Genomic DNA, 14201 nt, shown 5'->3' with positions numbered 1-14201 from the left:
ACCCGGACGGACTACGCCGTGGGTGCGCGGTACCGCCAGAACGCCGGGAGCAGGAACATCGACGCGCACACGAGCACGATGACCAGCAGGCCGCCGCCGGTCGCGGCGGCCGCGGTGCCGAACGCGGCCGCGCCCCAGCCGTGGGTCAGGTCGGCGATCCGGGGGCCGCCCGCGACCACCACCGTGAACACGCCCTGGAGCCGGCCGCGCATCTCGTCGGTCGTCGCGACCTGCAGGATCGCCATCCGGTAGACCGCGCTGACCATGTCCGCGGCACCCGCCAGCGCCATGAAGACGACGGCGAGCCACAGCGAGTGCGCGAGCCCGAACGCGGCGACCGCGGCGCCCCACGCGCAGATCGACACGACGACGGCGACGCCCTGGCGGTGGATACGCGTGAGCCAGCCGGAGAAGAGCCCGATCAGCATCGCACCCAGCGGCAGGGCGGCGTAGAGCCAGCCGAGCGCGGGGCCGCCGCCGGGCGGGTCGCCGAACGTGCGCTCGGCCATCTCCGGGATCAGCGCGCGCGGCATGCCGAAGACCATCGCGATGATGTCGACGACGAACGAGGCCAGCAGCACCTTCTGCCCGGACAGGTACCGGAAGCCGTCGACGACGTCGCCGAGGCCGGCGCGGCGCGAGGGGCCGTTCAGCGGCGGGATCGACGGCAGCCGCCAGACGGCGAACAGCGTGATCGTCAGGGCGACGACGTCGATCAGATAGAGGGTGGAGAGCCCGAGGACGGGGATCAGCGCACCGGCGAGCAGCGGCCCGAAGACGGCGCCGAAGGTGGACATGGTGGTGTTGAGGGCGTTCGCGGACGGCAGCAGTTCGGCGGGCACGAGCCGCGCGACGACGGCGCCGCGCGTCGGCATGTTGATCGCGAAGAACGCCTGGTTGACGGCGAGCAGGCCGAGGACCAGCCACACCGAGCCGAAGTTCGCGAAGGCCTGCAGCCAGAGCAGCGCGGAGGTGATGGCGACGCCGACGTTGGTGACGAACAGCAGCTTCCGCCGGTCGACGGCATCGGCGACGGCGCCGCCCCACAGCCCGAAGATCAGCAGCGGCACGAGCGCGACGAGGCCGGTGAGCCCGACGTAGGCGGACGACCCGGTGAGGTCGAAGACCTGCTTGGGCACGGCGACGGCGGTCAGCTGCGTCCCGACGGCGGTGACCACAGTGGACAGCCACAACCGACGGAAGGCCACGATCTTCAGTGGCCGGGTGTCGACGACGATGCGGCCGAGGATCTTGCGGAAGCCCGAGCGGGGCGGCAAGGTCCCCGGTTCACCAGTCACGACAGATGAGCTTAGCGGGGCTAACTATCTCCGCGTAGGTGATTTACCTCGCCCGGGCCGCCGAACCTACGGCGCGACGCGCTCGATGTTCCAGCCGTCGTCGTTGCGCACGTACCGCAGCCGGTCGTGCATGCGGTCCTCGCGGCCCTGCCAGAACTCGACCAGGTCCGGCCGGATCCGCCAGCCGCCCCAGTGCGGCGGGGCCGGGATCCGCTCGACGTCCGCGAAGCGGCGCTCGATCCCGTGCAGCGCGTTGTCCAGCGCGCGCCGGCCGTCGACCACGCGGGACTGCGGGGACGCCCACGCCCCCAGCTGGGATCCCCGCGGGCGCTGGGCCCAGTACTCCGCCGTCTCCTTGACGCCGACCTTCTCGACCTCGCCGCGGACGTGGACCTGGCGGTGGAGCGCGTACCAGGGGAACGTCACCGACGCGTACCTCGTCGCCGTCAGGTCGTGGCTCTTCGCCGACGTGTAGTTCGTGTAGAACACCACACCGCGGTCGTCGAGGCCCTTGCACAGGACCGTGCGGGACGAGGGGCGGCCTTCGGCGTCCGCCGTGGCGAGGACCATCGCGTTCGGCTCCGCGATGCCCGCCGCGACCGCCTGGTTCAGCCAGCCCTGCAGCTGATCGGTCCAGGTGGCGGCGAGCGCGGTTTCGTCGAACGCCGCGCCGTCGTAGGCCACGCGCATTCCGGGAAGGCGTACTACGGCGTCTTCCACCTGGTCCTCGATCTCCGGCATCATCGCCAAACCTCCACGCCCGGTCGGGGCATCAGTCGACTTCGGCTCTAGGCACGTTAAGGCCTCGCGACCGGCAGCGGAACCCACCTAACGGTGACACCCGACACCCCCTTCCCGCCATCCCGCCGTAACCGCAGGACAACAAGCTGTAACCACCGCGTTACCTCCTGGACCAGGATCGATACAGGAAACACCTACCTTCGGCGCGTTCCCCACCACCCCGGAGGCAGGCATGACCGAGATCCTGTCCAACGCAGAAACGAGCGCCCCGCCGAAACGCCGCTACGCCCCGCTCGCGGCCAACGAAAACCGCGAGGACTACTCGCTCCGCTTCGCCGCGCATTCGTTCCGGAAATGGTCCCCGTTCGTGGTCGCGACGACCGCGCTGGGCGGCATCGCCTACCTCGCCGACTTCGCGATCGGCGCCAGCATCGTCCTCTCCTACGGCTTCACCTCGGGCGTGCTGGCGATCCTCGCCGCGGCCGTCGTCATCTTCGTGACCGGCGTGCCCATCGCGGCCGCCTGCGCGAAGTCCGGAGTGGACATGGACCTGCTGACCCGCGGCGCCGGCTTCGGCTACTTCGGGTCGACGCTGACGTCGCTCGTGTACGCGAGCTTCACCGTCATCTTCTTCTCGCTCGAAGGCTCGATCATGGGCCAGGCGTTCGAGCTGGCCCTCGGCATCCCGCTGCCCCTCGGCTACCTGCTGGCGACGCTGATCGTGCTGCCCTTCGCCCTCTACGGCATGGGCGCGGTCGCGAAGATGCAGACCTGGACGCAGCCGCTGTGGATCGCCGGCCTGGTGCTGCCCTTCGTCGTCGTGCTGGTCCGCGAGCCGGGCAAGTTCGCGGAATTCACCCACTTCGGGGGTACGGAGGGCACCGGCGCCGGGTTCTCCGCCATCGGGTTCGGCTTCGGCATGGGTGTCGCGCTGTCGCTGATCGGGCAGATCGGGGAGCAGGCCGACTACCTGCGGTTCATGCCCGAGAAGACCGCGGAGAACAAGCGGGCGTGGTGGACCGCGGTGCTCGCCGCCGGCCCCGGCTGGGTGATCCTCGGCGCCGCGAAGCAGATCGGCGGCGCACTGCTGGCCTTCCTCGCGCTCGGCGTCGTCGGGAAGGCGCACGCGCTGGAGCCGATCGCGCCGTACCTCGAGGCGGTGAAGCCGGCGCTCGGGCCGGTCGCGCTGACGTTCGCCGCGCTGTTCGTCGTCGTGTCGCAGATCAAGATCAACACGACGAACGCCTACTCCGGCTCGCTGTCGTTCGCGAACTTCTTCTCCCGCGTGTTGCACAAGCACCCCGGCCGCGTCTGGTACGTGCTGGTCAACTGCGGGATCGCGCTCGCGCTGATGGAGTTCGGCGCGTTCGGCTTCCTGAACAAGATCCTCGGCTTCTACTCGAACGTCGCCATCGCGTGGATCGGCGCGGTCTGCGCGGACCTGGTGATCGCCAAGCCGCTGGGCCTCTCGCCCCGCTACATCGAGTTCAAGCGGGCCTACCTGCACAAGATCAACCCGGTCGGGTTCGGCTCGATGGTAGTCGCGTCGGCGGTGTCGATCACGGCGTACTTCGGCGCGTTCGGGCCGTTCCTGGCCGCGTTCAGCCCGCTGCTCGCGCTGGTCATCGCGATCGTCCTGGTGCCGACGCTCGCCGTCGCCACCCGCGGCCGCTACTACCTGGCGCGGCCGAACACGGTGGCGGGGCCGGACGTCGAGACCGATCTGCGGGCGACGCACACCTGCTCGGCCTGCGGCGACCCGTACGAGCTGCCGGACGTCGCCGACTGCGCCAAGCAGGACGGCCCGATCTGCTCGCTGTGCTGCACGCTCGACAGCACCTGCCACGACGTGTGCCGGACGACCGGCCCGGTCGACCTGGGCCTGCCGGCGCCGCGGACCCCGTAAGGTCCGTGAGGGCCCTTTCCCGGCGTCCGCAGCCGGGAAAGGGCCCTCACGTGAGCCGGCGTCCCCCCGGATCCCCCTCCCGGCTCGACTCGTTCACGTCCGAGGCCGCGCCGGGGTTGCCCGGGATTCACAAGATTTTTCCGGGCCGCAGGATGGCCGCCAGCATCAGCGCGCGCAGCTCCGCGCCGACGTCTTCGACCGGCAGCGGCGGCTCGTGCGCCTGCCACTCGCGCAGCAGCCCGGTGGCCGCGCCGACCAGGGCGATCGCCGTCAGCCGGTAGTCGCGATCGGGCGCGGCGCCGTGGGCGGCCGCGCGCCGCGCCTCCGTCTCGATGAAGGTGGCCCAGCGGTCGACCCACACCTGGTGCTGCTCCTCCAGTTCCGCGCTGACGCCCACCGCTTCGACGTAGTTGAGCCGCGGCAGGCGGGGGTCGACGGTGACCGTGTCGATGAAGACGTCGAGCAGCGTGGCGATGCGGGTCACGGCGTCGGCGTCGGCGACCTTGTCGAGCGCGGCAGTGACGTGCTCCAGGGCGAGGCTGTTGATCCGGTCGTGGAGCGTGCGCAGCACGTCCTCCTTGCCGGTGAACTCCTCGTAGAAGTTCCGCGTCGACACGCCGGCGCGGGCGCACATGTCGGTGATCTTCGTGTACCGGAAGCCGGCGGAGGTGAACAGCTCGAGCCCCGCCGTGAGCAGCCGCTCGCGGCGGTCGGCGCGACGTTGTTCGGGTGCGACGCCGCCGTACGTGCGAGCCAACGGTTGTCTCCTCCTTCTGAGGGATTGCCGGATCCTACCGGCCTGGCTAAATTGTGAAAACCTCGATTACCACACAACCGGAGGCAACGATGCTTCGTCGGTTACTGGTCGCTGTCACGCTCCTGTTCGTGACAGCCGCCCCCACGGCACACGCCGAACCGGGTGTCCTCTTGGAACAGCAGCCGACGACGGTGTTCGTCGGCCCCTTCCCGGCCCCGGTCAAGGCCTGGCACCTCGTCTACCGCTCGACGTCGGCGACCGGCGCGCCGAACGCCGTCTCCGGCACGCTGCTGGTGCCGCCGGCGCCGTGGCTGCGCGGCGGCCCCCGCCCGCTGATCACGTACGCGGTCGGCACGCACGGCCTCGGCGACCAGTGCGCGCCCTCGAACCTCCTGGCCCACGGCATCGAGAACGAAAGCGCGTTGCTGGCGCAGGCGTTGACGCAGGGCTGGGCGGTCGTCGTCACCGACTACGAAGGACTCGGCACGCCGGGCACGCACACGTACGCGGTCGGGCAGTCCGAAGGCCGCGCGGTGCTCGACGCGGCGCGCGCCGCCGCCGGGGTGCCCGGTGCCGACCTGTCGCCGTCCGGTCCCGTGGGCGTGTTCGGCTACTCGCAGGGCGGCCAGGCCGCGGCGTGGGCGGCCGAGCTGCAGGCCACGTACGCGCCTTCGCTGAACGTGGTCGGCGTGGCGGCGGGCGGCGTCCCGGCCGACCTGAACGCGGTGTTCGCCGCCAACGACGGCGGCGCGGCGTTCGGCCTGGTCCTCGGCGCGGCCACGGGCTTCGCGGCGGCGTACCCCGACGTCCCGTTCGCCTCGATCCTGAACGACCGCGGCCGCGAGGCGGTGGCGCGCGTGTCGCAGGCGTGCACGATCGAGCTGGGCGCGGCGGCGCCGTTCGCGCACCTGCAGGACTTCGTGACGGTGCCGGACCCGATCCACGAGCCGCAGTGGCAGGCCCGGCTGGCCGAGAACTACCTGGGCACGACCGCGCCGAAGCCACCGGTGTACCTGTACCACGGGACGCTGGACGAGCTGATCCCGTTCAGCGTCGGGACGGCCTTGCGCGACCGCTGGACGGCGCTGGGCGCGAAGGTGACGTGGCAGGAGTTCCCGCTGCTGGAGCACATCGGCGGGGTCTCGATCGGCGGCCCGGTGGCGATGACCTGGCTGGGCACGAAGTTCTGAGAGTTCCGCTCGCCGGGGACGGACGCAGGGGGTCCTCCCCGGCGAGCGGCGCGATCCACCCGAAACTGTCGTCCCCTCCCGGTAGCGTGGAAAACGGGGGCTGCTCAGAACGGCCGCAGCGCGGTGACGGCGTCCGGCGCCAGGGAAGTCGTGAGCGTGCCACCCGCGGCGAGCGGGCTGCGGGACCACCACTCACCCGACGCCGCCGGCTGTTCCGCACCGCCGACCTCCAGGTCCGTGACCAGCACCCGGCGCCCCGCCAGCACGGCCAGGCTCCCGTCCGAAGCCGGGTCCCCGACCGAAAGCGTCTGACGCACCACCGGCACCGAACCCCGCGTGACCGACAGCGAAGTCGTCAGCGAACCCGGCTTCTCCCCGGCCCGGCCCAGCACCAGTACCTCCCGCGTGTGCAGATAAGCATCCGAAGCCAGCGAAGCCCGGAAGACCGCATTGTGCCGGGCCCGCGCGGTGACCACCGTCGGCTCCGGCAGGTACTCCAGCGAGCCGCCCGGCTCCACCACGACGTCCACAGTAGACAAAGACGACTCACCATGCAGGCCCGGCAGGGCCAACGTAGCCGCCACCCCCGACAACCGGAGCGAAGCGCCCGGCCCAACGCGGACGGTGAGCAGCAGATCGTCCCCACCCAGCGGCGAAGTCGCCGAGTTGACCAGGTGCACCACGGCCGTCGAGCCCGAACGGCGGCGCGGGAACAACGTCAACGGCGCCATCGAGCGCAGCTCCCGCAACACCGTGCGCGAGCCGTCGAAGCACGCGGTCAACCGGGCGTGGGCCTTCACAGCAGGGAACGGACCCAGCCGGCCACCTCGGGCGCGTCCGGAGTGTCCACAAGCGACTGGGTGATCACCGGCAGCGCACCCCGCATCCGGTGCGCGTCCGACGTCATCACGGCCATGTCCGCGCCGACCAGGTGTGCGATGTCGATCTTGTTGATCACCAGCAGGTCCGCCGTCGTGACGCCGGGGCCGCCCTTGCGCGGCACCTTGTCGCCGCCCGCGACGTCCACCACGAAGATCTGGCTGTCCGCCAGGCCGCGGCTGAACACCGCCGTCAGGTTGTCGCCGCCGCTCTCGATGATGACCAAGTCGAGGCCGGGGAACTTCTCCTCCAGCCGCTCGACGGCGTCGAGGTTCGCGGTGATGTCGTCGCGGATCGCCGTGTGCGGGCATGCGCCCGTCTGCACGGCCTCGATCCGCTCCGGGTCCAGCACGCCCGCGCGGCGCAGGAAGTCCGCGTCCTCGGTCGTGTAGATGTCGTTCGTGACGACGGCGAGGTTGATCTCGTCACCGAGGGCGCGGCAGAGCGCCGCGGTCAACGCCGTCTTGCCCGAGCCGACCGGGCCGCCGATACCGATCCGGTAGGCGCGGCCCGCGGTGGGCGCCGCGTCGTAGTGGTCGGGATCGGCGGCCGTCGGGTCGAAGTTGACCTCGTGGAAGTGCCCGTGACCGTGGCCTTCAGCTGGCAAAGAGACGCACCTCTTCCTGGTGGTGCCGGGCGTGGGCCTCGGCGAACAGATCCAACGCGGGCGAACCCGGCGAGGGCAGTGACGCGGGATCGTCGCCCGCCACCGCGGCGGCAGCCTCGCACACCGAGCTCAGATCGAGCCGCGCAACCACGGCATTGACGGCAAAGGGGTCCAGCCCGAGCAATCGCACCGCGGCACTCGCCGGGCCACTGACCGACAGGTACGCGGCCGCCATCGCGGCGTCGTACGGCGAACCACCCGCGACACCGGACAGCGCGCCCAGCACGATCGGATGGTGCGGCCGCGGCGTCTCGGCCAGCAGCGAGTCCAAGACGGGAGAAGGCCACGCGATCCGCCCGGCCCGCGCTGTTCCCCGCCCCTGCGCCCGGGACGCCTCCCGCTGCGCGAGCGACGGCGTCCGCGCATCCAGTTCGGCGTCCAAACGCGACCAATGTCCGGGTTGGACAGATCGCGCGGCGGCATGCGCCGAAGCAGCCGCGAAAACCGCCGCCAGGTAGCCCGCCGTCCGCAGCCGTCCGGAAAGGAATCCGGGCAGGTCCCGCACCGAAGTCACCAGCTTTCGCGCCACGACCTCTTCCAGCCCGCCACTGTGGACGTGGCCGCCGCCGGGGAAGCGGGAGTCCGCGAGGATCAGCGCCGAAAGGTCCATCAGAACAGGAAGTACCGCTGGGCCATCGGCAGTTCCGTCACCGGCTGCGGCTCGATCAGCTCGCCGTCGACGTGCACCGCGAAGCTGTCCGGCTCGACGCGGACGTCCGGCGTCGTGTCGTTGAGCACCATGTCCGCCTTGGTCCGCGCGCGCATGTTCGACACCGCGACCAGCGGCCGCGTGATGCCGAACTTCTCCCGCAGCCCACTGTCCAAAGCAGACGGCGCGACGAAGTGGAGGCTCAGCGCGGCCCCGATCGACGCGCCGAACATCGGCCGCGCCATGACCGGCTGCGGCGTCGGGATGGACGCGTTCGCGTCGCCCATCGCCGCCCACGCCGGGAAGCCGCCCTTCAGCACCACGTGCGGGCGGACGCCGAAGAACTTCGGCTCCCACAGCACGAGGTCGGCGAGCTTGCCGACCTCGACCGAGCCGATTTCGGTCTCCATGCCGTGCGCGATGGCCGGGTTGATCGTGTATTTGGCGACATAGCGACGCGCACGCAGGTTGTCGGCCGCGCCGTCGCCGGGGAGAGCGCCGCGGCGGCGTTTCATCACGTGCGCGGTCTGCCAGGTCCGGATGATGACCTCGCCGATCCGGCCCATCGCCTGCGAGTCGGAGCTCATCATCGAGATCGCGCCCATGTCGTGCAGCACGTCCTCGGCGGCGATCGTCGTCGGCCGGATCCGGCTCTCGGCGAAGGCGAGGTCCTCGGGCACCGACGGGTTGAGGTGGTGGCAGACCACCAGCATGTCGAGGTGCTCGTCCAGGGTGTTGGCCGTGTGCGGGCGGGTCGGGTTGGTCGACGACGGCAGCACGTTCGGCAGCGAGACGACCTGGATGATGTCCGGCGCGTGCCCGCCGCCGGCGCCTTCGGTGTGGTACGCGTTGATCGAGCGGCCACCGATGGCATCCACAGTGGACTCCAGGAAGCCGGCCTCGTTCAGCGTGTCGGTGTGGATCGCGACCTGGACGCCGGCTTCGTCGGCGACGGTCAGGCACGCGTCGATGGCGGCCGGCGTGGTGCCCCAGTCCTCGTGCAGCTTGAACCCGCCCGCACCCGCGGCGAGCTGCTCGCGCAACGCGTCGTGCCGGACGGTGTTCCCCTTGCCCAGTAACAGGACGTTGACCGGGTAACCGTCCATCGCGGACAGCATCCGGCCGAGGTTCCACGCGCCGGGCGTGACGGTCGTGGCCTTCGTGCCCTCGTTCGGGCCGGTGCCGCCACCGACCAAAGTGGTCAGCCCGGCGGCCAGAGCCGTGTCGACGAGCTGCGGGCAGATGAAGTGGACGTGGCAGTCGATGCCGCCGGCGGTGAGGATCTTGCCGTTGCCGGACAGCACTTCCGTCGACGGCCCGATGACCAGGCCTGCGTCGACGCCGTCCATCGTGTCCGGGTTGCCCGCCTTGCCGATGCCGACGATCCGGCCGTCGCGCACGCCGACGTCGGCCTTGACGACACCCCAGTGGTCGAGGATCACCGCACCGGTGATGACCAGGTCGGGCGCGCCTTCGGCCCGGGTCGCCATCCCCTGGCCCATGGACTCGCGGATGACCTTGCCGCCGCCGAAGAGGACCTCGTCGCCGGAGCCGGAGGGCCCTATCGAACGATCCTCGGTGACCTCGATCAGCAGGTCGGTGTCGGCGAGCCGGATCCGGTCGCCGGTGGTCGGGCCGAACAGTTCGGCGTAGCGCTCGCGGTCGATCTGCGGCATCAGAACTCTCCCGAGAATTCGGACCGCAGCCCCGGCACCCGCCGCGCGCCGGCCAGGGGAACAAGGTCGACTTCCCGTTCGACGCCCGGCTCGAACCGCACCGACGTCCCGGCCGGGACGTCGAGCCGGTGGCCGCGGGCGGCCTCGCGGTCGAATTCGAGACCGGGATTCACGGCCGCGAAGTGGTAGTGCGAGCCGACCTGCACCGGCCGGTCGCCGAGGTTCCGCACCAGCAGCCGGACGCGCGCGCGGCCGGGGTTCAGCTCGACCGGCGTGTCACCGGGAATGATCTCGCCAGGGCGCATGCCGCTGCTCCTCACACGATCGGGTCATGCACGGTGACGAGCTTCGTGCCGTCCGGAAAAGTGGCCTCGACCTGCACGGAGTCGACCATCTCGGGCACGCCGTCGAGCACCTGCGCGCGGGAGAGCACGGTCCGCCCGCTGGCCACGAGCTCGCTGACCGTCCGCCCGTCGCGGGCGCCTTCGAGGACGTGGTCGGTGATCAGCGCGACCGCCTCCGGGTAGTTGAGCCGGACGCCGCGGTCCAGCCGCTTCCGCGCGACGTCGGCCGCCACGTGGATGAGCAACTTGTCGCGCTCCTGCGGGCTGAGGTGCATGCGCTAGGTCTATCACCCGAAACGCGCAGGCGCCTGGTTCGGAAACACAGGATTTACCTGGGCTTCGTCACACTCCGTGGCGAAAAATTCTCCGGCCCCCGGGCTTCGGTGACTGAATCGTTCTCGTAATCGTGACCGAAACCACCGTATCTTTCGATTGCCACCCGCCCGTCAAGAGAGCAAGGTCTATCCATCCGTGCGATGTGGCGCGCGTTCAGTGCGCTCTGTCCCAACCGCGCGACCAGCACCAACCAGCCGGGGAAAAGCGCACCGAAAGGTTCCGCGAAACAGTGACTACCTCCACGATCAGCAAGCCACAGCCGTCCGGCCAACCCGACGACGGCTTCCGACCGGGTCTGGAAGGCGTTGTCGCCTTCCACACCGAAATCGCCGAACCCGACCGGGACGGCGGTGCCCTGCGCTACCGCGGCGTCGACATCGAGGACCTCGCCGGCAAGGTGACCTTCGGCGACGTCTGGGGCCTCCTCGTGGACGGCCGGTTCGGTCACGGCCTCCCGCCCGCCGAGCCGTTCCCGCTGCCGGTGCACACCGGCGACGTCCGGGTCGACGTCCAGGCCGCGCTGGCCATGCTCGCCCCGATCTGGGGCTACCGCCCGCTGCTGGACATCACCGACGAAGAGGCCCGCGAGCAGCTGGCCCGCGCCTCGGTGATGGCGCTGTCCTACGTCGCCCAGTCGGCGCGCGGCATCGGCCAGCCCGCCGTCCCGCAGACCCGCGTCGACGAGGCCCACTCGATCACCGAGCGGTTCCTGATCCGCTGGCGCGGCGAGCCGGACCCCGCGCACGTCAAGGCCCTGGACGCCTACTGGGTGTCGGCCGCCGAGCACGGCCTCAACGCGTCGACCTTCACCGCCCGCGTCATCGCCTCCACCGGGGCGGACGTCGCGGCGGCCATGTCGGGCGCGATCGGCGCGATGTCCGGTCCGCTGCACGGCGGTGCCCCGGCGCGCGTGCTGCCGATGATCGAAGAAGTCGAACGCACCGGCGATCCGGCGGGCCTGGTCAAGGGCATCCTCGACCGCAAGGAACGCCTGATGGGCTTCGGCCACCGCGTCTACCGCGCCGAGGACCCGCGGGCGCGCGTGCTGCGCCGCACCTGCCAGGAGCTCGGCGCGACCCGCTACGAGGCGGCCGCGGCGCTGGAGCAGGCCGCGCTGAAGGAGCTGCGCGAGCGGCGCCCGGATCACCCGATCGAGACCAACGTCGAGTTCTGGGCCGCGGTCATCCTGGACTTCGCCCAGGTTCCGCCGCACATGATGCCCGCGATGTTCAGCTCGGCCCGCACCGCCGGCTGGGCCGCGCACATCCTGGAGCAGAAGCGGACCGGACGCCTGGTGCGGCCGTCGGCCAAGTACGTCGGCCCGGCGCCGCGCAGCCCCGAGGACGTCGAGGGCTGGGAGCTCGTCACCAAGCACTGACGCACTACCGCAGAAGCGGCACTTTCACGTGAAAGTGCCGCTTCTGTCGTGGGCGGCGGTGGTGCGGAGCATGGCCGTGAGCTGGTCGACGAGCCAGCCGTCCAGGTCTTCCCGCGCGACGCTGCGTTCCTGCAGCCAGCTCAGCAGCGCGCCCTCGACGACGGCGGTCCAGCAGCGGAGGGTCAGCGACAGCAGCGGTGAGGGGTTTTCGACGCCGAGGGCGTCCAGGATCAGCGCCACCGCGCGGTTGCGGACCTCGTCGATCGCCGCGTCGGTGTCCGACGTCGCGATCACCGAACCGCTGCGCAGCAGGGCGATGTACCCCGCGCGGTAGTGGTCGGCGACGTCGACCAGCCCGCGCACGGCCGCGCGCAGCCGCACCTCCGGCGGGCCCTCCTCGAGCCCGGCCAGCCCGTCGATCAGCCCGTCGGTGACCGTGCGCAGGGCCTGCTCCTGCAGCTCGCGGAGGCTGGGGAAGTACCGGTAGAACAACGGCCGCGACACTTCGGCGCGCGCGACGATGTCGTCCACGGTCACCAGCTCCGGCGCCCGCGAGCCGAAGAGGTCGAGCGCGGCGCGGATCAGGTCGTCGCGGCGCGCCTGCGGCGTCATCCGCCGCGGCCGGCTCACGGCGTCAGGTCCAGCTTCGCGGCCTGGCGGAGCAAGCCGGGCGTCAGTCGCGAAAGGACCAGCGCGACCTTCGCCTCCGGAGTGGACGGAGCGATCGCGATATCCTTTTCCACGGCACGCAGGATGTCCCGGGCGACGCCTTCGGGCCCGAACCCGCGTCGCGCGTACAGCTTCGAGCTCGACCGCTGACGCCGTCGCTGCTCCTCTTCGGACACCCCGACGAACGTCGTCGTGTCGGTGATGTTGGTCTTCACGATGCCGGGGCACACCGCCGTGACGCCGATGTGGTCCGCGGCCAGCTCGGCCCGCAGGCAGACGCTCAGCGTCAGCACGGCCGACTTCGTCGTCGCGTAGGCGGAAAGGATCTTCGACGGCAGGTAGGCGGCCGCCGAAGCGAGGTTGACGATCTGGCCGCCTTCTGCGCGCTCGGCGAGCATCGGCGCGAACGCGCGGCAGCCGTGGATCACGCCCCAGAGGTTCACGTCGATGATCCGCTCCCAGTCCTTGACGGACGTGTCGAGGAACGGCCCGGACATCCCGATCCCGGCGTTGTTGACCACGATGTCCGGGACGCCGTGTTCGGCGCGGACCCGCTCGGCGAAGCGGTGCACGGCGTCGCCGTCCGAAGAGTCCACTGTGTACTCGGCGAGGCCGTGTTCACCGAGCAGCTTCAGCGTTTCCGCGGCGCCGGCCGCGTCGATGTCGGTGATGACGACGTCGGCGCCGCGCTCGGCGAACGCGAGCGCGGTCGCGCGGCCGATCCCGCTGCCCGCGCCGGTGACGACGACGAGCTTGTGTGCGAACGGGCCGGCGTCCACGCGGGCCCGGCGCAGCCCGCGGTTTTCGGTGCCGGTCTCGGCGTACTCGATCAGCTCCGCGGCCGCGGCCGCCACCACCGCCGGCCGCGCCCGGGTCACCCAGTGCGTCCCGACGATCCGGCGGATCCGCAGGTCCGGCACCCAGCGGGTGACCTCGGTCTGCAGCGGCGTCGTGACGTAGGCGTCGCCGGTCGGGGCCAGCACCTGCACCGGGACGTCGGCGGGCCGGGGCGCGGGCCGCGACAGCCGGGTGAACATGTTGGCGCGGTAGAGCTCGAGCCCGTGCAGGCCGTCGGACTTCTCCGGGGGCGCCGCGTCCGGTTCCATCCGCTGGATCTGCTTGCCCAGCAGGCCGGTGCGCCACAGCAGGTCCGGGACGAGCGGCACCTGGAACGCGAGGATGTACCACGAGTGCAGGAACTGGCTCAGCGCGTTCTTGAGCCGCTTCGGCGTCGGGCGGCGCAGCTGCGCGCGGAACCACGCGCCGGCGTGGTCGAGGCTCGGCCCCGAGAGCGACGTGTAGGAGGCGATCCGCCCGCGCAGCCCCTCGCCGGTGACGGCGTGCCAGGTCTGGATCGAGCCCCAGTCGTGGGCGACCAGGTGCACCTTGCCCGTCGGCTGCACCGCGTCGACGACCGCCCGGAGGTCGTCGGCCAGCTGGTCCAGCCGGTAGGACGCGCGTCCCGACGGCTTGTCCGACTGTCCCGCGCCACGGACGTCGTAGGTGACGACGCGGTGTTTCGCGCGCAATTCGGCGGCTACCCCGTCCCACATCGAGCTGTTGTCCGGGTAGCCGTGCACGAGCACGACTGTGGGCCCGTCACTCCGGCCGTCGATGGTGACGGAGAGGCGGACACCGTCGCTGGCGGTCACCCACTTGTGAGACATTCTGTCATGTTAGACAACCTGTCAACAGTACGGTTCACCCGCGC

Annotated in this window: 13 protein-coding genes and 1 pseudogene; 3 read left to right on the top strand and 11 right to left on the bottom strand. The window is 71.1% G+C overall.

Features of this window, described 5'->3' with window-relative positions; all coding sequences use genetic code 11:
* Nucleotides 1-11: 11 nt before the first annotated feature.
* Together AB0M93_RS35195 and pdxH are read right to left on the bottom strand one after the other, a co-directional pair.
* A complete protein-coding gene (locus AB0M93_RS35195; RefSeq protein ID WP_364282058.1) occupies nt 12-1277 on the bottom strand; it encodes an MFS transporter in 1266 nt (421 codons plus the stop codon).
* A gap of 87 nt (nt 1278-1364) precedes the next feature.
* Complete coding sequence (gene pdxH / locus AB0M93_RS35190) at nt 1365-2042, bottom strand: pyridoxamine 5'-phosphate oxidase (RefSeq protein ID WP_364281911.1); 678 nt, start codon at nt 2040-2042, stop codon at nt 1365-1367.
* A 229-nt stretch (nt 2043-2271) separates the two neighbouring features.
* Between pdxH and AB0M93_RS35185 the strand changes: the two genes are divergently transcribed.
* On the top strand, nt 2272-3945 hold the full coding sequence (locus AB0M93_RS35185) for a hypothetical protein (protein ID WP_364281908.1): 1674 nt from the start codon (nt 2272-2274) through the stop codon (nt 3943-3945).
* A 46-nt stretch (nt 3946-3991) separates the two neighbouring features.
* Here AB0M93_RS35185 and AB0M93_RS35180 read toward each other — a convergent pair.
* Nucleotides 3992-4702: pseudogene (locus tag AB0M93_RS35180) on the bottom strand (TetR/AcrR family transcriptional regulator).
* Nucleotides 4703-4791: 89 nt separating this feature from the next.
* Here AB0M93_RS35180 and AB0M93_RS35175 point away from each other — a divergent pair.
* The gene (locus AB0M93_RS35175) at nt 4792-5892 is read left to right on the top strand and encodes a lipase family protein (protein WP_364281905.1); all 1101 of its coding nucleotides are present in this window, start codon (nt 4792-4794) and stop codon (nt 5890-5892) included.
* Between the two features lie 104 nt (nt 5893-5996).
* On the opposite strand, the gene AB0M93_RS35170 is transcribed toward AB0M93_RS35175, so the two are convergent.
* Genes AB0M93_RS35170 through AB0M93_RS35145 form a run of 6 tightly spaced genes read right to left on the bottom strand, consistent with a single transcriptional unit; the run spans nt 5997 to nt 10382 of the window.
* The gene (locus AB0M93_RS35170; protein WP_364281902.1) at nt 5997-6692 is read right to left on the bottom strand and encodes an urease accessory protein UreD; all 696 of its coding nucleotides are present in this window, start codon (nt 6690-6692) and stop codon (nt 5997-5999) included.
* Complete coding sequence (gene ureG, locus AB0M93_RS35165) at nt 6689-7378, bottom strand: urease accessory protein UreG (RefSeq protein ID WP_364281899.1); 690 nt, start codon at nt 7376-7378, stop codon at nt 6689-6691. Before ureG ends, AB0M93_RS35170 begins: the two co-directional genes overlap by 4 nt.
* Entirely contained in the window at nt 7368-8048 is a 681-nt protein-coding gene (locus tag AB0M93_RS35160) for an urease accessory UreF family protein (protein WP_364281896.1), read from the bottom strand. Before AB0M93_RS35160 ends, ureG begins: the two co-directional genes overlap by 11 nt.
* Nucleotides 8048-9763, bottom strand: a complete 1716-nt coding sequence (locus AB0M93_RS35155; protein WP_364281893.1) for an urease subunit alpha — start codon at nt 9761-9763, stop codon at nt 8048-8050. Before AB0M93_RS35155 ends, AB0M93_RS35160 begins: the two co-directional genes overlap by 1 nt.
* Nucleotides 9763-10068, bottom strand: coding sequence for an urease subunit beta (locus AB0M93_RS35150; RefSeq protein WP_364281890.1), 306 nt, complete (start codon nt 10066-10068; stop codon nt 9763-9765). Before AB0M93_RS35150 ends, AB0M93_RS35155 begins: the two co-directional genes overlap by 1 nt.
* 11 nt (nt 10069-10079) lie before the next feature.
* Nucleotides 10080-10382, bottom strand: coding sequence for an urease subunit gamma (locus AB0M93_RS35145; RefSeq protein ID WP_020641633.1), 303 nt, complete (start codon nt 10380-10382; stop codon nt 10080-10082).
* Between the two features lie 290 nt (nt 10383-10672).
* Here AB0M93_RS35145 and AB0M93_RS35140 point away from each other — a divergent pair, with 290 nt between their 5' ends.
* Nucleotides 10673-11821 (top strand): citrate synthase 2, encoded by a 1149-nt coding sequence (locus AB0M93_RS35140; RefSeq protein ID WP_176174616.1) that lies wholly within the window; start codon nt 10673-10675, stop codon nt 11819-11821.
* Between the two features lie 24 nt (nt 11822-11845).
* On the opposite strand, the gene AB0M93_RS35135 is transcribed toward AB0M93_RS35140, so the two are convergent.
* On the bottom strand, nt 11846-12433 hold the full coding sequence (locus AB0M93_RS35135) for a TetR/AcrR family transcriptional regulator (protein ID WP_364282055.1): 588 nt from the start codon (nt 12431-12433) through the stop codon (nt 11846-11848).
* A 14-nt stretch (nt 12434-12447) separates the two neighbouring features.
* On the bottom strand, nt 12448-14142 hold the full coding sequence (locus tag AB0M93_RS35130) for an SDR family oxidoreductase (RefSeq protein ID WP_364282052.1): 1695 nt from the start codon (nt 14140-14142) through the stop codon (nt 12448-12450).
* Nucleotides 14143-14201 lie beyond the last annotated feature (59 nt).

The sequence above is a fragment of the Amycolatopsis sp. NPDC051102 genome (assembly GCF_040682815.1).
Lineage (GTDB): Bacteria > Actinomycetota > Actinomycetes > Mycobacteriales > Pseudonocardiaceae > Amycolatopsis.
Note: the sequence above shows the minus strand (reverse complement) of the source record. Positions and strands in the feature narration are given on the sequence as shown.

What these genes read in the sequence shown, in the direction of transcription:
- pdxH (WP_364281911.1), bottom strand. Translation starts at nt 2,042, where the DNA reads ATGATGCCGGAGATCGAGGACCAGGTGGAAGACGCCGTAGTACGCCTT.
- AB0M93_RS35185 (WP_364281908.1), top strand. Translation starts at nt 2,272, where the DNA reads ATGACCGAGATCCTGTCCAACGCAGAAACGAGCGCCCCGCCGAAACGC.
- AB0M93_RS35175 (WP_364281905.1), top strand. Translation starts at nt 4,792, where the DNA reads ATGCTTCGTCGGTTACTGGTCGCTGTCACGCTCCTGTTCGTGACAGCC.
- AB0M93_RS35160 (WP_364281896.1), bottom strand. Translation starts at nt 8,048, where the DNA reads ATGGACCTTTCGGCGCTGATCCTCGCGGACTCCCGCTTCCCCGGCGGC.
- AB0M93_RS35155 (WP_364281893.1), bottom strand. Translation starts at nt 9,763, where the DNA reads ATGCCGCAGATCGACCGCGAGCGCTACGCCGAACTGTTCGGCCCGACC.
- AB0M93_RS35150 (WP_364281890.1), bottom strand. Translation starts at nt 10,068, where the DNA reads ATGCGCCCTGGCGAGATCATTCCCGGTGACACGCCGGTCGAGCTGAAC.
- AB0M93_RS35145 (WP_020641633.1), bottom strand. Translation starts at nt 10,382, where the DNA reads ATGCACCTCAGCCCGCAGGAGCGCGACAAGTTGCTCATCCACGTGGCG.
- AB0M93_RS35135 (WP_364282055.1), bottom strand. Translation starts at nt 12,433, where the DNA reads ATGACGCCGCAGGCGCGCCGCGACGACCTGATCCGCGCCGCGCTCGAC.